At 70.1% G+C, this 20,184-nt stretch carries 16 protein-coding genes and 1 pseudogene; 12 read left to right on the plus strand and 5 right to left on the minus strand.

Annotated elements, in window-relative coordinates; genetic code table 11:
• The 3 genes and pseudogenes from ABEA39_RS14265 to ABEA39_RS14275 all read left to right on the plus strand — a co-directional run.
• Positions 1 to 352 (plus strand): annotated as a pseudogene (locus ABEA39_RS14265) (hypothetical protein); the annotation flags it as partial.
• A 96-nt stretch (positions 353 to 448) separates the two neighbouring features.
• Complete coding sequence (locus ABEA39_RS14270; protein ID WP_345376598.1) at positions 449 to 1,537, plus strand: signal peptidase I; 1,089 nt, start codon at positions 449 to 451, stop codon at positions 1,535 to 1,537.
• Entirely contained in the window at positions 1,534 to 2,421 is an 888-nt protein-coding gene (locus ABEA39_RS14275) for a LamG domain-containing protein (protein ID WP_345376599.1), read from the plus strand. The genes ABEA39_RS14270 and ABEA39_RS14275 overlap by 4 nt, the downstream gene beginning before the upstream one ends.
• A gap of 221 nt (positions 2,422 to 2,642) precedes the next feature.
• Here ABEA39_RS14275 and ABEA39_RS14280 read toward each other — a convergent pair whose 3' ends face one another.
• A complete protein-coding gene (locus ABEA39_RS14280; RefSeq protein ID WP_345376600.1) occupies positions 2,643 to 3,134 on the minus strand; it encodes a CarD family transcriptional regulator in 492 nt (163 codons plus the stop codon).
• A 162-nt stretch (positions 3,135 to 3,296) separates the two neighbouring features.
• Positions 3,297 to 4,520 (minus strand): Nramp family divalent metal transporter, encoded by a 1,224-nt coding sequence (locus tag ABEA39_RS14285; RefSeq protein ID WP_345376601.1) that lies wholly within the window; start codon positions 4,518 to 4,520, stop codon positions 3,297 to 3,299.
• 325 nt (positions 4,521 to 4,845) lie between these two features.
• On the opposite strand from ABEA39_RS14285, the gene ABEA39_RS14290 reads away from it, so the two are divergent.
• From ABEA39_RS14290 to ABEA39_RS14315, 6 genes are read left to right on the plus strand one after another with little or no spacing between them, the layout of a single operon-like run.
• Positions 4,846 to 6,243 (plus strand): NtaA/DmoA family FMN-dependent monooxygenase, encoded by a 1,398-nt coding sequence (locus ABEA39_RS14290; RefSeq protein WP_345376602.1) that lies wholly within the window; start codon positions 4,846 to 4,848, stop codon positions 6,241 to 6,243.
• 56 nt (positions 6,244 to 6,299) lie between these two features.
• Entirely contained in the window at positions 6,300 to 7,928 is a 1,629-nt protein-coding gene (locus tag ABEA39_RS14295) for an ABC transporter substrate-binding protein (RefSeq protein WP_345376603.1), read from the plus strand.
• Complete coding sequence (locus tag ABEA39_RS14300) at positions 7,929 to 8,939, plus strand: ABC transporter permease (protein ID WP_345376605.1); 1,011 nt, start codon at positions 7,929 to 7,931, stop codon at positions 8,937 to 8,939.
• On the plus strand, positions 8,936 to 9,799 hold the full coding sequence (locus tag ABEA39_RS14305; RefSeq protein WP_345376606.1) for an ABC transporter permease: 864 nt from the start codon (positions 8,936 to 8,938) through the stop codon (positions 9,797 to 9,799). The genes ABEA39_RS14300 and ABEA39_RS14305 overlap by 4 nt, the downstream gene beginning before the upstream one ends.
• Complete coding sequence (locus ABEA39_RS14310) at positions 9,799 to 11,529, plus strand: ABC transporter ATP-binding protein (protein ID WP_345376607.1); 1,731 nt, start codon at positions 9,799 to 9,801, stop codon at positions 11,527 to 11,529. Before ABEA39_RS14305 ends, ABEA39_RS14310 begins: the two co-directional genes overlap by 1 nt.
• Positions 11,526 to 12,737, plus strand: coding sequence for an acyl-CoA dehydrogenase family protein (locus ABEA39_RS14315; protein WP_345376608.1), 1,212 nt, complete (start codon positions 11,526 to 11,528; stop codon positions 12,735 to 12,737). Before ABEA39_RS14310 ends, ABEA39_RS14315 begins: the two co-directional genes overlap by 4 nt.
• A gap of 34 nt (positions 12,738 to 12,771) precedes the next feature.
• Here the strand turns inward: ABEA39_RS14315 and ABEA39_RS14320 are convergent, their stop codons facing one another.
• Positions 12,772 to 13,818, minus strand: a complete 1,047-nt coding sequence (locus ABEA39_RS14320; protein WP_345376663.1) for an NAD(P)-dependent alcohol dehydrogenase — start codon at positions 13,816 to 13,818, stop codon at positions 12,772 to 12,774.
• A 151-nt stretch (positions 13,819 to 13,969) separates the two neighbouring features.
• On the opposite strand from ABEA39_RS14320, the gene cls reads away from it, so the two are divergent.
• Both cls and ABEA39_RS14330 read left to right on the plus strand, forming a co-directional pair.
• Complete coding sequence (cls, locus tag ABEA39_RS14325) at positions 13,970 to 15,427, plus strand: cardiolipin synthase (RefSeq protein ID WP_345376609.1); 1,458 nt, start codon at positions 13,970 to 13,972, stop codon at positions 15,425 to 15,427.
• A 94-nt stretch (positions 15,428 to 15,521) separates the two neighbouring features.
• Complete coding sequence (locus tag ABEA39_RS14330) at positions 15,522 to 17,030, plus strand: flavin monoamine oxidase family protein (RefSeq protein ID WP_345376610.1); 1,509 nt, start codon at positions 15,522 to 15,524, stop codon at positions 17,028 to 17,030.
• On the opposite strand, the gene ABEA39_RS14335 is transcribed toward ABEA39_RS14330, so the two are convergent.
• Both ABEA39_RS14335 and ABEA39_RS14340 read right to left on the minus strand, forming a co-directional pair.
• Complete coding sequence (locus tag ABEA39_RS14335; protein ID WP_345376611.1) at positions 16,949 to 17,728, minus strand: Pr6Pr family membrane protein; 780 nt, start codon at positions 17,726 to 17,728, stop codon at positions 16,949 to 16,951. The two genes, ABEA39_RS14330 and ABEA39_RS14335, sit on opposite strands and share 82 nt — an antisense overlap.
• Positions 17,729 to 17,789: 61 nt before the next feature.
• A complete protein-coding gene (locus tag ABEA39_RS14340) occupies positions 17,790 to 18,239 on the minus strand; it encodes a MarR family winged helix-turn-helix transcriptional regulator (RefSeq protein WP_345376612.1) in 450 nt (149 codons plus the stop codon).
• 107 nt (positions 18,240 to 18,346) lie between these two features.
• On the opposite strand from ABEA39_RS14340, the gene ABEA39_RS14345 reads away from it, so the two are divergent.
• Positions 18,347 to 19,528 (plus strand): hypothetical protein, encoded by a 1,182-nt coding sequence (locus tag ABEA39_RS14345; protein WP_345376613.1) that lies wholly within the window; start codon positions 18,347 to 18,349, stop codon positions 19,526 to 19,528.
• The last annotated feature ends 656 nt before the right edge of the window (positions 19,529 to 20,184 follow it).

Genomic DNA, 20,184 nt, shown 5'->3' on the forward strand with positions numbered 1-20,184 from the left:
CGTCACCACCGCCGTCACCATCAAGAACGTCGGCACCGTCGCCGCCGGCACCTTCACCCTCACCCCCTCCGCTTGCACGCAGACCACCAACGGCACCCTCAACGGCTCCGCCACCGACCTCTGCAGCCAGATGACCGTCGTCGTCACCAACACCACCACCAACGTCGTCGTCTACTCCGGCACCCTCGCCGGCTTCTCGGCCCAGAAGAACCTCCTCAGCGCCACCGTCACCTCCGTGCCCGCCGGCACGAGCACCGGGTTCTCCTTCGCCGTCACCCTCCCCTCCACCGTCGGCAACACCTACCAGGGCCTCGGCGTCACCCAGCCCCTCCTCTGGTCCTTCTCCAGCTAGCAGGCACCACCGGCACCACCCCGCACGACGTCGAGCGGAATCGGTCACCCACCGGTTCCGCTCGACCCACACCCGTAAGCACGATCAGGAAGAACCATGACGGACCTCAGGAGCAGAGAGATCACGACCCCGGTCGTGGCCGCCCCGGCCGAGCCCGCCCTCCCCTCTCTCGAGACCCGCTGGGCGCGCGCCGAGCAGCGCCGCTCCCGCCGCGCCGCCCGCAGCCGCCGCACCCAGACGATCGCCATCTGGATCGGCTCCGGACTCGCGACCCTGCTGGTCGTCGCCGCCCTGCTGTTCCAGGCCCACGGCGGCCGCTGGTTCATCGTCGAGACCCCGTCGATGGGCACGAAGGCCCCGGTCGGAACGCTGGTCCTCACGCAGAAGGTCGACGCGGCCTCGCTCCACGTCGGCGACATCATTACGTTCCACCCGCCGGCGGAGCCCAAGGAGACCTTCACGCACCGCGTCGTGCTGGTCCGGAACTCCGTCACCGGGCCGCTCATCTCCACCCGAGGCGACATCAACGGCGCCGTCGACCCGTGGACCCTGTCGCAGGAGGACCTCGTCGGCCGGGCCGTCACCGTGATCCCCCGCCTCGGCTGGCTGATCCGCGCCATCCCGATCCTCCTCGTCGGCTTCACGTTCGTCATGTTGGCGACGCGCCTGATCCGCACGCCCTCGCGCCGGGTGTCGTTCCGCATCCTCGGCTTCTCGATGCTGCTGTCGATCACCGTCTACGTGCTCCGCCCCCTCGTCGGCCTCGTCGTGCTGACCGCGACCGCGACCACCAAGGGGGCGGCGGCGACCGTCGTCTCCACCGGCATGCTGCCGATCCGGGTCACGGCCACCAACGGGTCGACCGTCGACCTCGCTTCGGGCCAGCTCGGCGTCGTGCACGTGACCGCCACCCCGCATCACGTCGGGTACCACCTGTCCTCGGCCCTGAACCTCGATCCGTGGCAGTGGGTCGTCTTCTTCGCGATCTGCGCCATCCCGATGCTCTGGACCTTCATCGTCGGCCTGCCGCCCCTGCGCGTGCGTGATCTCGACGACGCGTTCGAGGAGGCCCTCGCCGAGGAGCACAGCCGCGAGCGCGCCGAGAAGCGCACGGCTCGTCGCGCCGGTCGCGCTGCCGCTCGCACCGACGCCCGGAGTGCCGCTCACGGTGGAGCCGACGCGTGAGTCTGGTCTCCCGCATCCTGCCGTCGCCCCTGCGCGCCCGCCGGTCCGCCACCGTCGCCGCTGCTCTCGGCCTGGCCGCTGTCGCCGTCCTGGGGCTCACGGCCGGTTTCGTGCCGTCGAGCTCGGCCGGCTACATCGCCAAGATCACGAACTCGACCGACACCGCAGCGACCGCCCCGTACTTCACCTGCGCCACGGCCGCCACGGCGGACAAGTCGACCGCCTTCTTCCAGTACGCGCTGAACGATTCTACCGCGTCGACCTCCGCCGTCGACGCCTCCGGAAACGCCCGCACCGGCACCTACACGGGCACCCGCGCCACCTCGACCACGACCCCGCAGTCGTGCTCGCGTGACACGGGGCCCGCCGCCGTGTTCAACGGCTCGACCAACCAGGTCACGACGCCGACGCAGCTCTCGACGGCTCCTGCGACCTTCACGCTCGAGGTCTGGTTCAAGACCACCGTCGCCGGCGGCAAGCTCATCGGCTACGGCAACTCGCAATCGGGTTCGTCGGGCCAGTACGACCGTCACCTCTACATCTCGACGACAGGTGCGCTGATCTTCGGCGTCTACAACGGCGGCGTCAACACCATCACGAGCCCGCTCGCCTACAACGACGGTCTCTGGCACGACGCGATCGTCACCTTCTCGGCCTCGACGGGCTCACTGATGTACGTCGATGGCAAACTCGTCGCCTCCAACACCTCGTACACCGCGGGCGAGGCGCACGCCGGCTACTGGCGCATCGGCTACGACAACCTGTCCGGCTGGCCCAACGCGGCCGCCAACTACTGGTTCACGGGCAGCATGCGCTTCGCCGCCGTCTACACCTCCGTCTTCACGCCGGCGCAGGTCTCCGCGCACTACGCCGCCGGCGCCTGACCCCCTCGCCCTGTCCGCCCGCTCCACCTCTCCCCTCCCCGCCGGTCCCGCTCGCCCTGCCACAAAGCACACCTCACCGGCGCGAACCATCCGCCTAGGACGTGGGTTCGTGCCGCTGCGGTGTGCCTAGCGCGAGCGCGAGAGGGCGGGATGCACGGGCCCGAGCACGCGAAAGCCCCCCACCCGAGCGGGAGGGGGGCTGCCGCGCGAGGCGGATCGGATCAGACGGTGACGGCGGCGAGGACCTCGTCGAGCACCGCGGAGGCCTCTTCGTCGGTCGACTTCTGCGCGAGCGCGAGCTCGGAGATGAGCACCTGGCGGGCCTTGAGGAGCATGCGCTTCTCGCCGGCGGACACACCGCTGTCTTGGTCGCGACGCCACAGGTCGCGGACGACCTCGGAGACGCTGTAGACGCTGCCGGAGCCCATCTTCTCGGTGTTGGCCTTGAAGCGGCGCGACCAGTTGCCGGGCTCTTCGACGTGGTCGCTGCGGAGGACGTCGAAGACGGCCTCGACGCCCTTGGCGTCGATGACGTCGCGGACGCCGACCAGGTCGACGTTGTCGACCGGGAGTTCGATCATCAGATCGCTGGCGTGGACGTTCAGGGTGATGTATTTCTTCTCAGCGCCCTTCACGGTGCGGGTCTTCACCGCAGTGATCGTTGCAGCGCCGTGGTGGGGATACACGACGGTCTCCCCTACTTCGAAAATCATCTAGTCGTGCCTCTGTTCTGTTCGCGAGCACCCTCGGCGGAGAATGCGTAGACAAATGCCGGGCATCATCTCGGCAGTCTTGCCAGTCTACCCGATGAACTCGTTGTATGATCCCGCGCCTCGAACCCGCCCACACGCTCGCCGCGAACAGCGCGGAGATCGCTAGAAGGTCAGCACCAGCAGCACCACGTTGAGCGCGATGAGCGCTGATGCGGCCGTGGCGGCCAGGGCCGTCGTCCACCAACGATTGCGCAGGTCGCCCATCGTCGACCGCCGAGCCGTGTAGACGACCAGCGGCACGAGGGCGAACGGGATCCCGAACGACAGCGCGACCTGACTCAGCACCAGCGCCTGCGTCGGGTCGACCCCGAAGCCGAGCAGCACCAACGCCGGCACGATCGTGACGATGCGGCGGTACAGGAGCGGCACGCGGCGCCGCAGCAGCCCGTGCATGATCTCCGACCCCGCGTAGGCACCGACCGAGGTCGATGCGAGCCCCGACGCCAGGAGCCCGATGGCGAACAGGGTCGCGATCACCGGCCCGAGGTGAACGAGCAGCGCGGTGTAGGCACCTTCGAGCGAGTCGGTGCCCGCTACCCCGCGGAGAGTGCCCGCAGCGACCAGGAGGATGGCCACGTTGACGGTGCCGGCCACGGCGAGCGCGACCGTGACGTCGATCTTCGTCGCCTTCATCAGCTGCCGGACGGGCACGGGCGAGCCGCCGAACCGGTCTCGGGCGAGCGCCGAGTGGGCGTAGATGGCGTGCGGCATGATCGTCGCGCCGAGGATGGACACGGCGAGGAGCACCGACCGCGAGCCGTCGAACCCGGGCACGAGCCCGTCGACCACGCCGGCCCAGCTCGGCGGCGCCACGACGAGACCGGCACAGAACCCGACGCCGATGACCACGACCATGACGGTGACGAGTCGTTCGAAGACCTGGGCGCGCCCGCGACTCTGCAGGAGCAGCAGCACGAGCGAGACGAGCCCCGTCACGAGGCCGCCGACGAGCAGCGGCCAGTGGAACAGGAGGGCGAGCGCGATGGCGCCGCCGATGACCTCTGCGATGTCGGTGGCCATGGCGACGAGCTCGGCCTGCACCCAGAAGGCACGGCGGAGCCAGGGCCGCGGGATGCTCGTGCCGAGGAGTTCGGGAAGGCTGGCCCCCGTGGCGATCCCCAGCTTCGCGGAGAGGTACTGGATCAGCCAGGCGGTGGCGTTGCCCGCCACCACCACCCACACGAGGAGGTAGCCGAACAGGGCCCCCGCCGTCATGTTGCTGGCGACATTGCCGGGGTCGAGGTAGGCCACCCCGGCCACGACCGCCGGACCGAGCAGCGTGACGACCCGCGTCGGTCTCGCGAGTGTGGCGGCGGGAGCGGTCACGGCGGCCTTTCGAGAGGCGGAGCGAACAGGCGGGGCAGGACAGGCGGAGTGCCAGCGTACGGGTCGCCGCCGACGTCGCTCCCTCGCGGCATGACTCCGGTACGACTCCGGCACGACTTCGAGGCGGCGTGAACCACGGACCTATAGGACACGTGTTGTCGATCGGTCAAGGTTCCGTGACGTTCCGTGACGTCGGACTTCCACCCGTTACGCCGAACAGCCCCGTTTGAACCGGAACCTTTGAACCTCACCTGTCGCGAACTAGATTCAGGCTCCAGACCGAGGTGATCCGCACTCGGCACACGTCTTCTGGGGAGCAACCCACATGCCACGCGAACTCATCTACAACGCCTTCCTGCACCTCACGCCCAACCACCACAGCCACGGCTTCTGGCGGACCGAGGAGGGGAAGGTGCAGTACGGATACACCAAGCTGCAGCCCTACGTCGACGTCGTGAAGACGCTGGAGCGGGGGCGCATCGACACCCTGTTCATCGCCGACGTCGTCGGCGTCTACGACCTCGACTTCGGCACCGGCGATGCCACGATCCGCGCCGGATCCCAGTTCCCCGAGCCCGATCCCGTGACGATCGTCTCGGCGCTGGGGCTCGTCACCGAGCACCTCGGCATCGCCGTCACGAGCAACCTGATCCAGAGCCACCCGTTCACGTTCGCGCGCCAGCTCTCGAGCCTCGACCACTTCACCGACGGGCGCGTCGCGTGGAACATCGTCACGTCGTACCTGAGCAACGGATTCCGCAACTACGGCTACGACGACATCGTCGCCCACGACGACCGCTACGAGTGGGCCCAGGAATACATCGACGTCGCCTACAAGCTCTGGGAGCACTCGTGGGAGGACGGCGCCGTGCTCCACGACGCTGCCACCAATCGCTTCTTCGACCCCGAGAAGATACACACGATCGACCACGAGGGTGCTCGCTACAGCGTGCAGGGGCCGCACATCGTCGAGCCCTCGCCACAGCGCACCCCGGTGCTGTTCCAGGCGGGAAACTCCCCCGCCGGGCGGGAGTTCGCCGTGCGGAACGCCGAGGTGACGTTCCTTCCGTCGGCCACGCCCGAGGCCGCCCGCCGCGACATCGCCGTCCTCGACGAGCTGGCCAGGGCCCGCGGCCGCGACCCGAAGTCGCTCAAGAAGATCGTGACGCTGTCGACCGTGATCGGTGCCACCGAGGAGGAGGCGAAGCGCAAGCAGAAGCACCTGCGCGACAACGTCGACTACGAGGCCCTGCGCGCGTTCCTCTCGGGCGGCAGCGGCATCGACCTCTCCGGCATCGACCCGTCGACCACTCTGAACGAGCTCAAGGACCGCGCCGAGCTGAGCGACCACGTCCGCTCCGGCTTCCGGGCGGCCGCGGACGCCGACTACGGCGACGGCCACGACGTCACGTTCGGCGACTACCTCGCGACCCACGCCCTGCTCCCCGGCCGGTTCGCCGGCACGCCCGACCAGATCGCCGACGAGGTCGAGCGCTGGGCCGACGCCGGGGTCGACGGCTTCAACGTCGTGCCGGTGACCACCCTCGGCTGGTGGGACGAATGGGTCGACCAGGTCGTCCCCGTCCTCCAGGCGCGCGGCCTCGCTCAGCGCGAGTACGCCCCCGGCACCTTCCGCGAGAAGCTCTTCCGCCACGGCGACGCCCTTCCCGAAGAGCACTACGCCCACTCGCTCGGTCTGGGCGCCGCCGCGGCCCGCGGCTGACCCGGCCCCGAGCATCCCCCCCTTCCCCCTCCTCCCACCCGAAAGACGCCACACCCGTGAACAAGACACGAACGAGACTCGGCCTGGTCGCCACTGCCGCGGTCGCCTCGATCATCGCCCTGGCCGGCTGCTCCTCGAGCGGCACACCCGCCACCGCCTCCGGCACACCGATCAAGAACCAGACGATCACCTACGTCCACGAGCAGGAGCCGCCGTGCATCTGGGGCGCGTGGGTGCAGGAGGCCTACCTCTCGCGGCAGGTCTTCGACTCGCTCGTCTCGTGGGACGACAGCGGTAAGCCGGTCGCCTGGCTCGCCACGAAGTGGACGACCTCGCCGGATGGCAAGGACATCACGTTCACCCTGAAGGACGGAGTGAAGTTCACCGACGGGACACCGTTCGACGCCGCCGCCGTCGTGAGCAACGTCGACTACTGGGTGAAGAACCTGGGCTGGAACTCGTTCTCGTACCTCACCAGCGCGACCGCCGACTCGGCCGATCAGGTCACGCTCCACCTGTCGAAAGCCAACCCGGAGATCTTCCGCGAGCTCTCGAACGGTCACTACGGCATCCAGTCGCCGACCGCCCTGGCGAACAATTCCCAGGCCCAGAACTGCCAGTACCCGGTCGGCACCGGGGCGTGGACGGTCAAGAAGTGGACTCAGGGTCAGGACATCCTGTTCGCCCGCAATGACTCCTACGCCTCGGCCCCGTCGAACGCCGCCCACCAGGGCCCGGCCTACGAGAAGTTCCTCGACTGGAAGTTCGCGTCCGACGCGACGACCCGCTGGAGCGCGCTGACGACAGGCCAGACTGACGCCGTCTACGACCCGCCGTCGAGCCAGTGGGCCACCGCGAAGAAGGACTACGACGTCCACAGCTTCGTCACCGGGGGACGCCAGCAGGCGTTCTCGTTCAACACGGCACAGGGCCCCTTCACCGACGTCAAGGTGCGCCAGGCCTTCGCGTACGCCGTCGACCGCAAGCAGATCGTCGAGAGCGTCTTCAAGGGCTCCGTGCCCTTCGACGGCAACGGCTCGCTCAGCCCGACCAACCCCGACTACCTCGACGTCAACAGCACCTACCCGTACGACGTGAAGAAGGCCGCGTCCCTTCTCGACGCCGCGGGCTGGAAGCTGAACAAAGACGGAGTCCGCGAAAAGGACGGCAAGACCCTCGAGGTCAAGCTCCCGTACGGCGCCGGCCCGATCGTCAGCCAGGACGGCGCGATCGCCCTCCAGGCCGTCCAGCAGGAAGTCGCCAAGGTCGGCTTCAAGCTCGACCTCGTCCCCCTCACGCAGACGCAGTTGTTCTCCGGCCAGGGCCAGGCTCCGGACGAAGAGGACATCCAGTTCGGCTACTGGGTGTGGCCGGCCCCGAACATCCTCGACATCGTCTACAACGCCGGAACGACCGCCGCCCCCAACGGTAATAACACGACCCACTTCGACGACCCCTCCGTCCAGGCGCAGATCGACGCCGCTCAGGTCGAGCCCGACGCCACCAAGCGCAAGGCCGACTACCAGGCCCTGCAGAAGTACTTCAACGACAACGCGGTCGCGGTCGGCCTCTACGACTTCACGAACAACGTCGTGACCTCGAAGGATCTGAAGGGCTTCACGCAGGACCAGGGTTCGAACGGCCTGCCGCTGTTCTCCGACGCCTACCTGGTGGGAAGCAAGTAGATGACGGCCACGACTGTTGCGTCGACCCGAGCGGCGCCCACCCCGGGCGCCGATCGGTCGAGGGCCCGAGCCCGGGGGCTGCTGCTGCTCCGTCGCCTGGGATCCGCGGTCTTCGTACTCTGGGGCACGATCACGGTCACGTTCATCGTGCTGTCCGTGCTGCCGGGCAACCGCGCCACCATCGTGCTGAACGTGCAGTCGGGCCAGACCACCGTGCGGACGGCGGCGGAGATCGCCGCCGTCGACCGCCAGTACGGCTGGGACAAGCCGGTCGTCGTGCAGTACTTCGACTACCTGCTCGGCCTTCTCCACGGCGACCTCGGGGTCTCGTGGCAGCTCAAGCGCACGGTCGGATCGATCATCGCCGAGCAGTTCGGCCCGACGATCACCCTGGCCATCGCCTCCCTCCTGGTCGCCTGGATCCTCACGATCCCGTGGACCCTGTGGACGGCGGGGCGCGGCCGGATCCGAGGCAGCATCGGCTCCGCCGTCGAGACCATCGCCGCGGGCCTGCCGCAGTACTGGGTCGGCATCATGCTCCTCCTGGTGTTCGCCGTGAACCTGGGCTGGTTCCCGGTGCTCGGCGGCACGGGGTTCGCCGGCACGGTGCTGCCGGTATTCACCCTCGCGATCCCGCTGGCCGGGTTCCTCGGGCAGGCGACTCGCACCGAGTTCGACCGCGCCGTGCGCCAGCCGTTCGTGCTCTCGGCCCGCACCCGCGGCATGACGGAGTCGGGGGTGCGCAGCCGACACGTGCTGCGCCACGCCCTCATCCCCGGCATCACCCTGTCGGGCTGGGCCGTCGGCAGCTCGCTCTCGGGCGCCGTGCTCGTCGAGTCGGTCTACGGCCGCCCGGGCCTCGGCACCGTGCTCGTCTCCGCGGTCTCCAACAAAGACCTCGACCTCGTGATGGGAATCGTGATCCTGATCAGCTTCGTCTACGTCGTCGTCAACCTGCTCGTCGACGTGATCTACACGATCGTGGACCCTCGCCTCGGCGGCACCCGATGAGCGCCTCCGCGATCGGCACGCGCCCGACGCCGCTCCGGCGTCGCCGCACGCGCGCCGCCCTGCCCGTCTCGGTGATCGTCGCCGGCATCGTCGCACTGTTCTTCGTCGTCGCCGCCGTCTTCCCCCAGGCGCTGGCCCCGCGGTCGCCGCTCTCCATCGACCTCCTGAACACGCTGAGCGGCCCGAGCGCCTCCCACTGGCTCGGCACCGACGACGCCGGTCGCGACCTCTATAGCCGCATCGTCTGGGGCACCCGCACCTCGCTGCTAATCGGCCTCGGCGCGATGGCCGTGTCGCTCGTGATCGGTATCGTGCTGGGCTTCGCCTCGGCCCTCGCTCCGAACTGGATCGCGCAGCCCGTCAACCGGTTCCTCGAGGTGCTCCTCGCCTTCCCGGTCCTCCTGCTGTCGCTGCTCTTCGTGGCTCTGCTCGGCCCGAGCGCCCCGAGTCTCATCATCGCGGTCGGCATCGGCTCGGCCCCCGGCTACGCGCGCCTGATCCGCGCCCAGGCCCTCGGCGTCCGCGAGTCCGGCTACGTCGAGGCCGCCCGCGCCCTCGGTCACACGAGCCGCACGATCTTCGCGCAGCACGTCTTCCCGAACGCGTTCCGCCCCCTCGTCGCGCTGGTCGCCCTCGGCATCGGCCAGTCGGTCGTCTGGGCCTCGGGCCTCTCGTTCCTCGGCCTCGGCGTCGCGCCGCCCTCGTCGGAGTGGGGCGTGCTGCTAAACGCCGGCAAGTCGCAGATCACCACCGCGTGGTGGCTCGAGGTCCTGCCGGGCGTCGCCATCGTGCTCGTCGCGCTGTCGTTCACGCAGCTCGGCCGCTACTTCCAGGACCGCTCCGAAGGGATCACCCGCTGATGACCGAAACGACCACAGCGGGGGATGCCCGACCCGCCACTTCGACGGACGGCGACGTGATCCTGCGCGTCGACGGTCTCGACGTCTCGTTCGACACCGTCGAGGGCGAACGGCGCCACGTCGTGAAGGACGTCGGTTTCGAACTCCGTCGGGGACGCTGCATCGCCCTGGTCGGTGAATCCGGGTCAGGAAAATCGGTCACGGCCCGCTCTCTCCTCGGCCTCGCGGGCGAGAACTCCGTGGTGACCGCCCGGGAGCTGACGCTCGACGGCGAGACCCTCCTCGGGCGCGGCGACTCCTGGTGGCGGCGGGTGCGCGGCAAGCGTGTCGGCTTCATCCTCCAGGACGCCCTCGTGTCGCTCGACCCGCTGCGCCCCGTGGGCCGCGAGATCGCCGAGGCGTTCCGCCTCCACGCCGTCGGCACGAAGGCGAGCCGGGAGCAGTCGGTCATCGACCTCCTCGAGAAGGTCGGCGTGCCCGAACCGGAAGTGCGGGCGCGACAGCGATCAGGCGAACTCTCGGGCGGCCTCCGGCAGCGGGCGCTGATCGCGTCGGCCATCGCCTTGGATCCTGAGATCGTCATCGCCGACGAGCCGACCACGGCCCTCGACGTGACCGTCCAGTCGCAGGTGCTCGACGTGCTCGAAGCCCTCATCGCGCAGGGCTCCAGCGTGATCCTGATCAGCCACGACCTGGCCGTCGTCGCGCGCCTGGCGGACGAGATCCTCGTGATGAACGGCGGGGCGATCGTCGAGTCCGGGCCGAGCGACGAGCTGCTGGCGAACCCGCAGCACCCGTACACGCGGCAGCTCATCAACGCCGTGCCGAGCGAGCACACCAAGGGCACGCGGCTGTCGACGACCACCCCGCCGACCCGCACGGCCGCGGCGCTCTTCCCGCCGCGGACCCGCGTGGACGCCGACGGTTCCGAGCCGCTGCTCGACGTGCGAGGCGTGTCGAAGTCCTACCGCGGACCCGACCGCGTGGTGCGTCGCGTCGTCGACGACGTGTCGTTCCAGCTCTCGCGCGGCGAGACCCTGGGCATCGTCGGGGAGTCGGGCTCGGGCAAGAGCACCGTCGCCCGCATCGCCCTGTCGCTCGTCACGCCCGACTCCGGCGACGTGCTGTTCCGCGGCGGCGCCTGGACCGCGGCCGGCCGCGCCGACCAGCGCGCGATCCGGCGTCGGATCTCGGTGGTCTACCAGGACCCGCTGTCGTCGTTCGATCCGCGCTGGCGGGTGTCCCGCATCCTCGCCGACGCCATTCGCCTCGGCGACCCGGCCAACGCGCGTCGTGTCGACGAACGCGTCGTGGAGCTGCTCGAGATGGTGGGGCTCGACGCGTCGGTGCAGACGGCCTGGCCGCTCCGGCTCTCGGGCGGGCAGCGGCAGCGCGTCGCCATCGCCCGCGCCCTGGCGACGAACCCCGAGGTGGTCGTGCTCGACGAGGCCGTCTCGGCGCTCGACGTGTCGATCCAGGCGCAGATCCTCGACCTGCTCTCCGACCTGCAGGCGCAGCTCGGCGTCGCCTATCTGTTCATCTCGCACGACCTCGGCGTCATCCACCACATGAGCGACCGGGTGCTGGTGATGCAGAACGGCCGATCGGTGGAGCAGGGCACCGCCGACGAGGTGTTCAACCACCCGCAGGAGCCGTACACGCGGGCGCTGCTCGACTCGCTCCCCCGACTCGAGTACGCACGACTGCACGAGGTGGCGAGGACCGCATGAGCACCCCCTCGACCGACACCCGAGGCCGGACCCTCGCCGACATCGTCCACGCCGTGAACGAGGTCGCCGCCACGGCCCGCGCCGAGGCCGTGGCCCGCGAGCGTGACCGCACCTCTCCCGCTCCGCTGGTCGCGGCCCTCGCGGCCGCAAGGCTCGGCGCCGTCCGGGTGCCGCAGGAGTTCGGCGGCCCAGGAGGAACGGTCGCCGACCTCGCCGACCTCCTGATCGAGGTGGCCGCCGCCGACTCGAATCTCGCGCAGATCGTGCGCGGGCACCTCGGGTTCGTGGAGTTCCTGATCGCGCAGCCGGCCGGCGAGGCACGCACCGACCTCCTTCAGGCGGCTGCCCGCGGCGACCTCTTCGGCCCGGCCGCCTCGATCAGCGCGCGCAACGCCGACGGCTCCGCCGCGACGGCCCTGCTGGACTCCTCGACCTGGCTGCACGAGGTCGACGGCACGACGCGTCTCTCCGGCCGCAAGTACTACACGACCGGCAGCCTCCACTCGCAGTGGATCAACGCGCTGGTCGCGGTCGACGACGTGCTCGCCGAGGTCGTCGTGCGCGTCGACGACCCGGGCGTCGAGATCGACGACGACTGGAACGGCTTCGGCCAGCCCCTCACGGCCAGCGGGACGACGCGGTTCGACGCCGCCCTCGTGCGCGAGGGCCACGTGTTCCCCCACGACGACCAGGGTCTCTCCGAGTACCTGAACGCGTTCTACCAGTTCGTGCACTCCGCGACGCAGGCCGGCATCGTCCGCCGGGCCGGCGAAGACCTGGTCGAGGTCGTCCGCAGCCGGAAGCGCACGTACCCTCTGGCCACGGCACCCGAACCGCGGCACGACCCGCAGGTGCTCGAGGTGGTCGGCGAGGTCACGAGCCACGCCTATGCCACGCGGGCGAGCGTCGAGTCGTTGGCCCGCACCTTCGATCGGTACCTCGACGTGCCGAGCAGGGGATCCAGAACCCGCGTCGTCGAGGAATCCGCGGCCGTGCAGGTGCACAACACGCGCTCCGCGGGCGAGGCCACCTGGAGGCTCTTCGACGCCGCCAGCGCCTCCGCCGTCGACGCCGAGCTGGCTCTCGACCGGCATTTCCGGAACGCGCGCACGGTCTCGTCGCACAACCCGGTGGTCTACAAGGCGCGCCTCGTCGGCGACATCGAGGTGAACGGCCACGTGCCGTCCACCTCGATCGCCGCCGGCTGAGCGGCAGGCCGGCGCGGAAACGCTCCGGTGCGCCCTACGGGACGATGACCGCGCGGCCGCGCAGCGCGTTCGCGCCGAGCGCCTCGTAGGCGGCGGGGCCGTCGTCGAGGCTGTACTGCTGGATCTCGACGTCGATCTTGCCGGCGCGGGCCAGGTCGAGCACCTCGATGAGCTCGCTGCGGTAGCCCCAGTAGGGGACGCGCACGGCGACGTCGTAGTTGATCGAGCCGAAGCCGAAGTTCACGTCGCCCCCGCCGATGCCGACGATGGTGACGTCGGCTTCGATCCCGGCGACCGAGACGGCGAGGGGGATCGTGGGCTTGGCGCCGACGAAGTCGAAGACCGCGTTCGCGCCGAGGCCGCCGGTGATCTCGAGGATCTTCTCGGACGCCGAGGAATCGCTGAGCAGCGTGATGTCCGCGCCGACGTGCTGGGCCAGTGCGAGCTTCTCGTCGTTGACGTCCAAGGCGATGACGGTCGCGCCGGAGAGCGCCTTGAGGATCTGGATGCCCACGTGGCCGAGGCCGCCCGTGCCGATGACGACGGCGTAGGTGCCGGCGCCGAGCTTCGGGAGCGAGCGCTTGATCGCGTGGTACGGCGTGAGGCCGGCGTCGGTGAGCGAGACGTTCTTCACCGGGTCGAGGTCGCCCAGCGGCACGAGGTGGCGCGGGTCGTCGACGATCATGTACTCGGCCATCGAGCCGTCGGTGCCGAGGCCGGGAGGGGTGATGCCGAGAGCGGCGGCGTTGGTGCAGTAGTTCTCGCGACCCTGCGAGCAGTTGTGGCAGTAGCCGCAGCCCCACGGTCCGTAGACGGCGACGGCGTCGCCGACCTTCAGCGTGGTCTTGACGCCCTCGCCGAGCTCGTGGATGACGCCGGCGCCCTCGTGTCCGAGGGTCATAGGCAGCGGATAACCGGCGGCGGTGTACTCCTCCTCCGACAGGCCCATCACGTAGTCGTCCGAGTGGCAGACGCCCCCGGCGGTGACCTTGAGCAGGACCTGGCCGGGGCCGGGCTTCGGGACCGGGATGTCGACGACGACCGGAGGCTTGCCCACTTCGACGTAGCGCAGTGCTTTCATCATGTTCTCTCTCGTGACGCGAGCCGAGTGGGTGGCCGCACGATTGGCCAACACATGTCGCTCAAGACCCGCGACTCCCATTGTGCACCCGACGGAACCTCGCCGAACCTGGGAAGATGGCCACCCCGGCAGCGACAGGAGACACCGACCCGTGCGACGACTCTTCAAGGGCACCCCGAGCATCCTTCTCGTGATCGGGGTGGTGATCCGTGCCGCGGCCGTCGTGACGGTGCCGCGCAACCGTCGACCGAGTGCAGCCATGGCCTGGCTCCTCGCGATCTTCGTCGCGCCGATCCCCGGCTCGCTCTTCTTCAGCCTCTTCGGCTCGACGCTTCTGCCGAAGGACCGCCGCCGCAAGCAGGACCAGATCAACGACTACATCCTGCAGACGACCGAGGGCCTCGACCTCGTCACCAAGAAGAAGACCTGGCCGAAGTGGTTCCGCTCCGTGGTGAAGCTGAACCACCGGCTCGGCGCGATGCCGCTGGTCGGCGGCAACGACGCCCGGCTCCTGCCCGATTACAAGGCCTCCATCGACTCGATGACCGAGGCGGTGACGAAGGCCGAGCGCTGGGTGCACGTCGAGTTCTACATCCTGAGCCGCGACACGACGACGATGGCCTTCTTCGACGCGCTCGAAGCGGCGCAGGCCCGGGGCGTCACGGTGCGGGTCCTCTACGACCACATCTCGACGATCCGCAGCCCCTACGGCCGGGCGACGCGGCGGTGGCTGAAGGAGAAGGAGATCCCCTTCCACGAGATGCTGCCGTTCTACCCGTTCCGATCGGGCTGGCGGCGCCCCGACCTCCGGAACCACCGCAAGGTGGTCGTCGTCGACGGCACCGTCGGCTTCCTCGGCTCGCAGAACATGGTGGACGCCAGCTACAACAAGAAGTCGAACCTCCGTCGCGGGCTCGAGTGGAAAGACCTGATGGTGCGCCTCGAGGGCCCGGTCGTCGCCGGCGTGAACGCGATCTTCGTCACCGACTGGTTCAGCGAGACCGACGAGCTCCTGCGCCGCGAGGCCGACCCGATCCACAGCGTCGACCGGCCGGACACGCTCGACTGCCAGGTCGTCCCCTCCGGCCCGGGCTTCGAGCGCGAGAACAACCTGCGGCTCTTCAACGCGCTGCTCTACGCGGCACAGGAACGCCTCGTCATCGTCAGCCCGTACATCGTCCCGGACGACTCGATGCTCTACGCGATCACGACAGCCGCCCAGCGCGGGGTGAAGGTCGAGCTGTTCGCCTGCGAGGTCGCCGACCAGACGATGGTCTACCACGCGCAGCGGTCGTACTACGAGGTGCTCCTGCGCGCCGGGGTGGTCATCCACCTGTACCGCAAGCCGATCGTGCTGCACGCGAAGCACTTCACCGTCGACGACGACGTGGCCGTGATCGGGTCGAGCAACATGGACATGCGGTCGTTCAGCCTCGACCTCGAGGTCTCGCTGATGGTGCGCGGCAAGCGGTTCGTCGACGACCTCCGCGAGGTCGAGGACGACTACCGACGCAACTCGCGCATCCTCACCCTCGAGGAATGGCTCGACCGCCCCATCCGCTCGCAAGCGCTCGACAACGTGATGCGGCTGACCGCGGCGATCGAGTGACCCGCGTCGGGCCTCGTCGGAAACCCGCCGCGAGCAGGCCCCGGAGACCCGCATCGAGGCGGCCGCGAGCCTCGGCTGACAGAATGGCGGCACCATGGCCATCACTCGTCGATTCCTGCTGACGAGCTCGCTGACGGGAGCGGGCGTGCTCGTGCTGTCCGCCTGCTCGGATCCGAGTCCGGCCCCCTCCCCGTCGGCATCCCCCTCGGTCACCCCGAGCCGGACCCCCACCGCGACGGCCACCACCGACACCGGCGTCCACCCCGTCGCCAGTCGGCGGAGCCAGTGGGGGAAGGACCCGTACTCCTACGGCTCCGGCTCGTTCCTCACCACCGCGTCGACCGACTCGAGTCGCGAGCTCCTGCGACAGCCGCTGAACGACCGCCTGTTCTTCGCCGGAGAGGCCGTGGCCTCCACCGATCCGGGCACGCTGATGGGCGCCTACTCGTCCGGCCTCGAGGTCGCCGCCGCCGTCGCCGCGACCGCGTCGAAGGGCGAGCGGATCGCCGTCGTCGGCGCGGGCCTGGCGGGCGTGACCGCAGCCCGCGCCCTGGCCGATCAGGGCTTCGACGTGGTGGTGGTCGAGGCGCGAGGCCGGGTCGGCGGCCGGATCTCCCCCGTGACGTCGAGCGACTGGCCGATCGAGATCCAGCTCGGCGTCGGCACCCTCTACGGCGACGGCGCCGCCACCCTCGAGAGCGTGCTCACGAACGGGGGAGTCACGGTCCTCGGTCTCGACGCCACCGAGGCCGCTCGGACCAGCGACGCTCCGACCACGCCGCCCGACAGCGCTTCCGTCGTCGCCGCCCTCGCCGCCGCCTCCGCCTGGGCGCAGCAGCAGTCGGCCGAGGTCACCGTGGACGACGCCGTCACGCAGTCGGGAAGCGGCGGCGCCCTGTCGTCCGTGCCCGACGCCAGCGGGGTCTCCGACACGCAGCGGCTCGCCTACCTGCTCGACGAGGCCCTGCCGGCACGCTTCGGCGCCACCGCGAAGACGCTGTCCGCGCGCGCGCTGCCCGTGCCCCTCCTGCCCACGGACGCCACCCTGCTCACCGCCGGCCTCGGCGCGTACATCACCGGGCAGCTCGGCAAGCTCGACGTCTTGAAGTCCAGCAACGTGACCCGGATCACCTACGCGAACCAGGGCGTGGGGCTGCGGCTCGTCACGGGCGAGTCGCTGTCCGCCGACAAGGTCATCGTGACCGTGCCGCTCGGAGTCCTGCAGAAGAAGCGCATCGTGTTCGACCCGGCCCTTCCTGCGGCCACGCTCGCTGCGATCGACGACATCGGCATGGGGGTCCAGGACGTCCTGTGGCTCCGATTCGGCGAGCGCCTCTGGTCGAGCGACGCGACCGTCTGGGCCATCCTCGACGAGAAGGCCGTCTATCGGCTGTGGCTGAACCTCGAGCCCTCGACCGGGTTCCCGATCCTGGTCGGGCTGGTCGGGGGCGATGCCGCCCGTGCCACCGAGAAGCTCAGCGACTCGGGCGCGGTGGAGGCCGGGCTGGCCAGTCTCGCGCCCTATCTGGACATGGTGCCGTCGACCGCGTCGCCGACGCCGAGTCCGTCGGGGGCCGCGCCGTCCGCGACACCGTCGCCCTGAGCATCCCCCGGCTCTCCGGTTTTCGGGGTCGTGGGCTTCGGTGTGAGCCGATGACGGAGCAGGTGCGTGGGGCGCAGGCGTGACAGGCCGACGAGGGCGCAGAGCACGCCGACGATGATGGCCAGCACGATCGCGTTGTAGAGCACGAACTGCGTGTCGTCGACCTGCGCCGGGTCGAGGAAGAAGTAGGGGTACCAGCGCACCTCGCGCCCGCGCTGCAACGTGAACCAGCCCCAGACCAGCGGGTAGATCAGGACGAGCCAGAGGGTGCGCCAGCGCACGGGCGTTCGTCCGGGAGCCACGATCCAGTCGACGAGGACGTAGCCGGCGAGCCAGAAGTGGAGCACCTGGCTGGAGCGGGGGAAGGCCAGCGAGTAGTGGTGGCTGGCCGACTGGGTGACGATCACGGCGAAGACGACGCCCGAGACGACCACGTACGTCGTCACCAGCGCGTGCAGCGCGGCGAACCAGGGCGGATCGCGGCGGCCGACGAGGGCGAGCAGTCCCGAGGCCAGGAGGACCCCGACGTTGACCATGTTGCTCTGCTGCGTGAAGTAACTGAAGTAGTTGACGGTGGCGAAGTCGGAGAAGCCCTGCACGTACTCGAAGTTCGCGAACAGAGCCACGACGCCGACGACGGCGGCGAGGAGTCGGACGAGTCCTGCGATCCGATGCAGGGCATCCGTCCGTCGACTCATCTGGACGACAGTACCGAGGTCGGATCGGGGAGACCTCCGATCGGGGCGATCCGGGCGCAGGTCAGGCGGGATCGGGGGTGGTGGACCGGGGATCGGCGGCGTTGAAGCGCTCGAGACCGCGCGCGAGCACGTCGATCTCGTCGTCCGTCCAGCCCTCGAGTCGGGCGGCGAGCGCCTGCTGGTTCGCCCGGAGGGACGTGGCGAGCAGTTCGTCGCCGCGAGGTGTGAGCTCGAGGACCTGGCCGCGACCCTTGGGCTCGTCGGCGGTGCGGACCAGCCCGAGTCCGGTCAGGTCGCCGACCTGCCGGGACACTGTCGAGCGATTGAGGCGGAGGGCCGCGGCGACGTCGATGGCCCGGCAGCCGGGGGTCGTGGCGACGAACATCAGCAGCGTGTGCTGGACGACGGTGAGCGGTGCGGCTTCGCGGCGATTGCGCGCGACACCGCGACGGGAGATCGCCTCGAGATTCGAGTACACCGCGAGCATGCGGTCTTCTCGAGGCGTCGTCACGATCGCGATCCTATCCATCGGGTGTAGGGTTTCCTTGTGTTGCACAATGCAACAGTAACGTGTTTACCTCTCCCCTTTCCTCTTCCACCTCGTCTCGAAAGGCCCTCGTGTCCGAGTCCTCGCCCGATCGTTCGTCCCAGCAGGTGGCCCTGCGCTCCCCCGGCCTCCGCGATCAGGGGCACCCGGGCGGGGGCGGGCACCTCGGCACGGGTGGCCACCTCGGCACGCACCGGCTGGAGGCCGCGGCGCCCGCGGGCCCGCGACTGTTCTTCGGCACCCCGGTGGCGGTGTTCCGCGCCTTCGGGCTGGCCGTGCTCGTGCCCCTGTTCCTCGCGACGGGCATGACGCTCGCCTACCTCGGCGCCTTCCACCAGCCGACACCGCACGACCTCCCCGTGGCCGTCGTCGGGACCTCCGCCGAGACGCAGGTGTTCGCGCAGACGCTGCAGGACAAGTCCGACGGGCAGCTGAGCGTCCGCACCGTCGCCAGCGATTCCGCCGCTCGCGCCCTCGTGCGCGACCGCACGATCACCGCGGCCTACGAGCCCACGGCGACCAGTGCATCCCTGCTGCTCTCTTCCGCGTCGTCGTCGACGAGCGCCGAGGTCGCGCAGAAGATCTTCCTGCCGATCGCTTACGCCGAGAAGCTGCCCTTCACGGTGGTGCAGGTCGTCGCGCCCGGCGAGCACGACTCGAGCGGGCAGGGTCTGTTCTTCCTGCTCGTCGGGCTCAGCGTCGGATCGTACGCGACAGCGGCAGCCGTGGCGGCCTTCGCGGCGAAGCTCGGCATCCGCTGGTCGATCGTCACCGCCGTGGTGATGTCGGGCATCGTCTCGGGCATCGCGATGGCCATCGCCGGGCCGCTGTTCGGGGTGGTCTCGGGGCACGTCTGGGAGATCTGGACCTTCGGCTGGCTCTACTCGGTCGCCATCATCCTCATCGGGGTGGGCCTGCACCCGGTGCTGCGGCACTGGACGACCGCGGCACTCACGATGCTCTTCGTCATGCTCAACTTCACCAGCTCGGGCGGAATCTTCGAGCCGGCCGTCAGCCCGCGGTTCTTCGCGGGGCTGAACACGTTCTGGAACGGCGCCGCCTGGCTGCATGCGACGCAGACCGTGCAGTACTTCCCCGGGCAAGCGTTCGGGCTCGACCTGATGCGGCTCGGGCTGTGGGCCGCCGCTGGGCTCGGGCTCACGCTGCTCACGCACCTGCTGAGCCGCCGCCGGGCCCGGATCGCGAACGAACGCGTCGCCACCACCGAGGCCGAGAGCGTCATCGCGGCCTGAGGGTTCTGGGGTCGGCCGGCCTGCGGTCGGTCGGCCCGCGGTCGGTCGGCCGGCGTCCGGTCGGTCGGCCGGTCGGCCGGCGTCCAGTTGGTCGGCCGGGGTCCGGTCGGCCGGCCCGCGGTCGGCAACTCAGGCACCCGGCACCGCCGTGGTCCGACCCGGGGCCGTCCACCGCTACCCCGCGACCACGTGCCTGAGTTCCCGACGGCGCCCGGTGCCCCGCCGTGCGCGCGCCTCGGGCGGCTCCGCGTACCTCGGCAACTCGGGCACTGCCGCCGTCGGCCCCTGCCCGGACGGCCTCGTGCGTCGGCAACTCAGGCGTGTGCCGCCGGTGTCGTCCAACCCGCGGGTCGGGGGCCCCGGCCCATGTTCATCCGCCTGAGTTGCCGACCGCGGCCCGACTCGCGGCGTCCCGCCTCCGCGCGCGGCGTCTCGACCTTGGCGGACCGCGTCCCGTCTCGACGGCCCGCCCGGGTCGGCAACTCAGGCACGCGCCCCCGCACGCGGCGGTCCGGGCCGGTGTCGGGGCCTTCCGCGGCCAGATGCCTGAGTTGCCGACGCGGGGCCCCGGTCCGGGTCCGGGCCCGGGGTGGTTCCCATGCAGGCGGCTCCTCCCGAGGCGATCCCGACGCCCCCGCCCGACACTGTCTCGTGCT

The sequence above is a fragment of the Frondihabitans cladoniiphilus genome (genome assembly GCF_039544345.1).
In the GTDB taxonomy this organism is placed as follows: Bacteria; Actinomycetota; Actinomycetes; order Actinomycetales; family Microbacteriaceae; genus Frondihabitans; species Frondihabitans cladoniiphilus.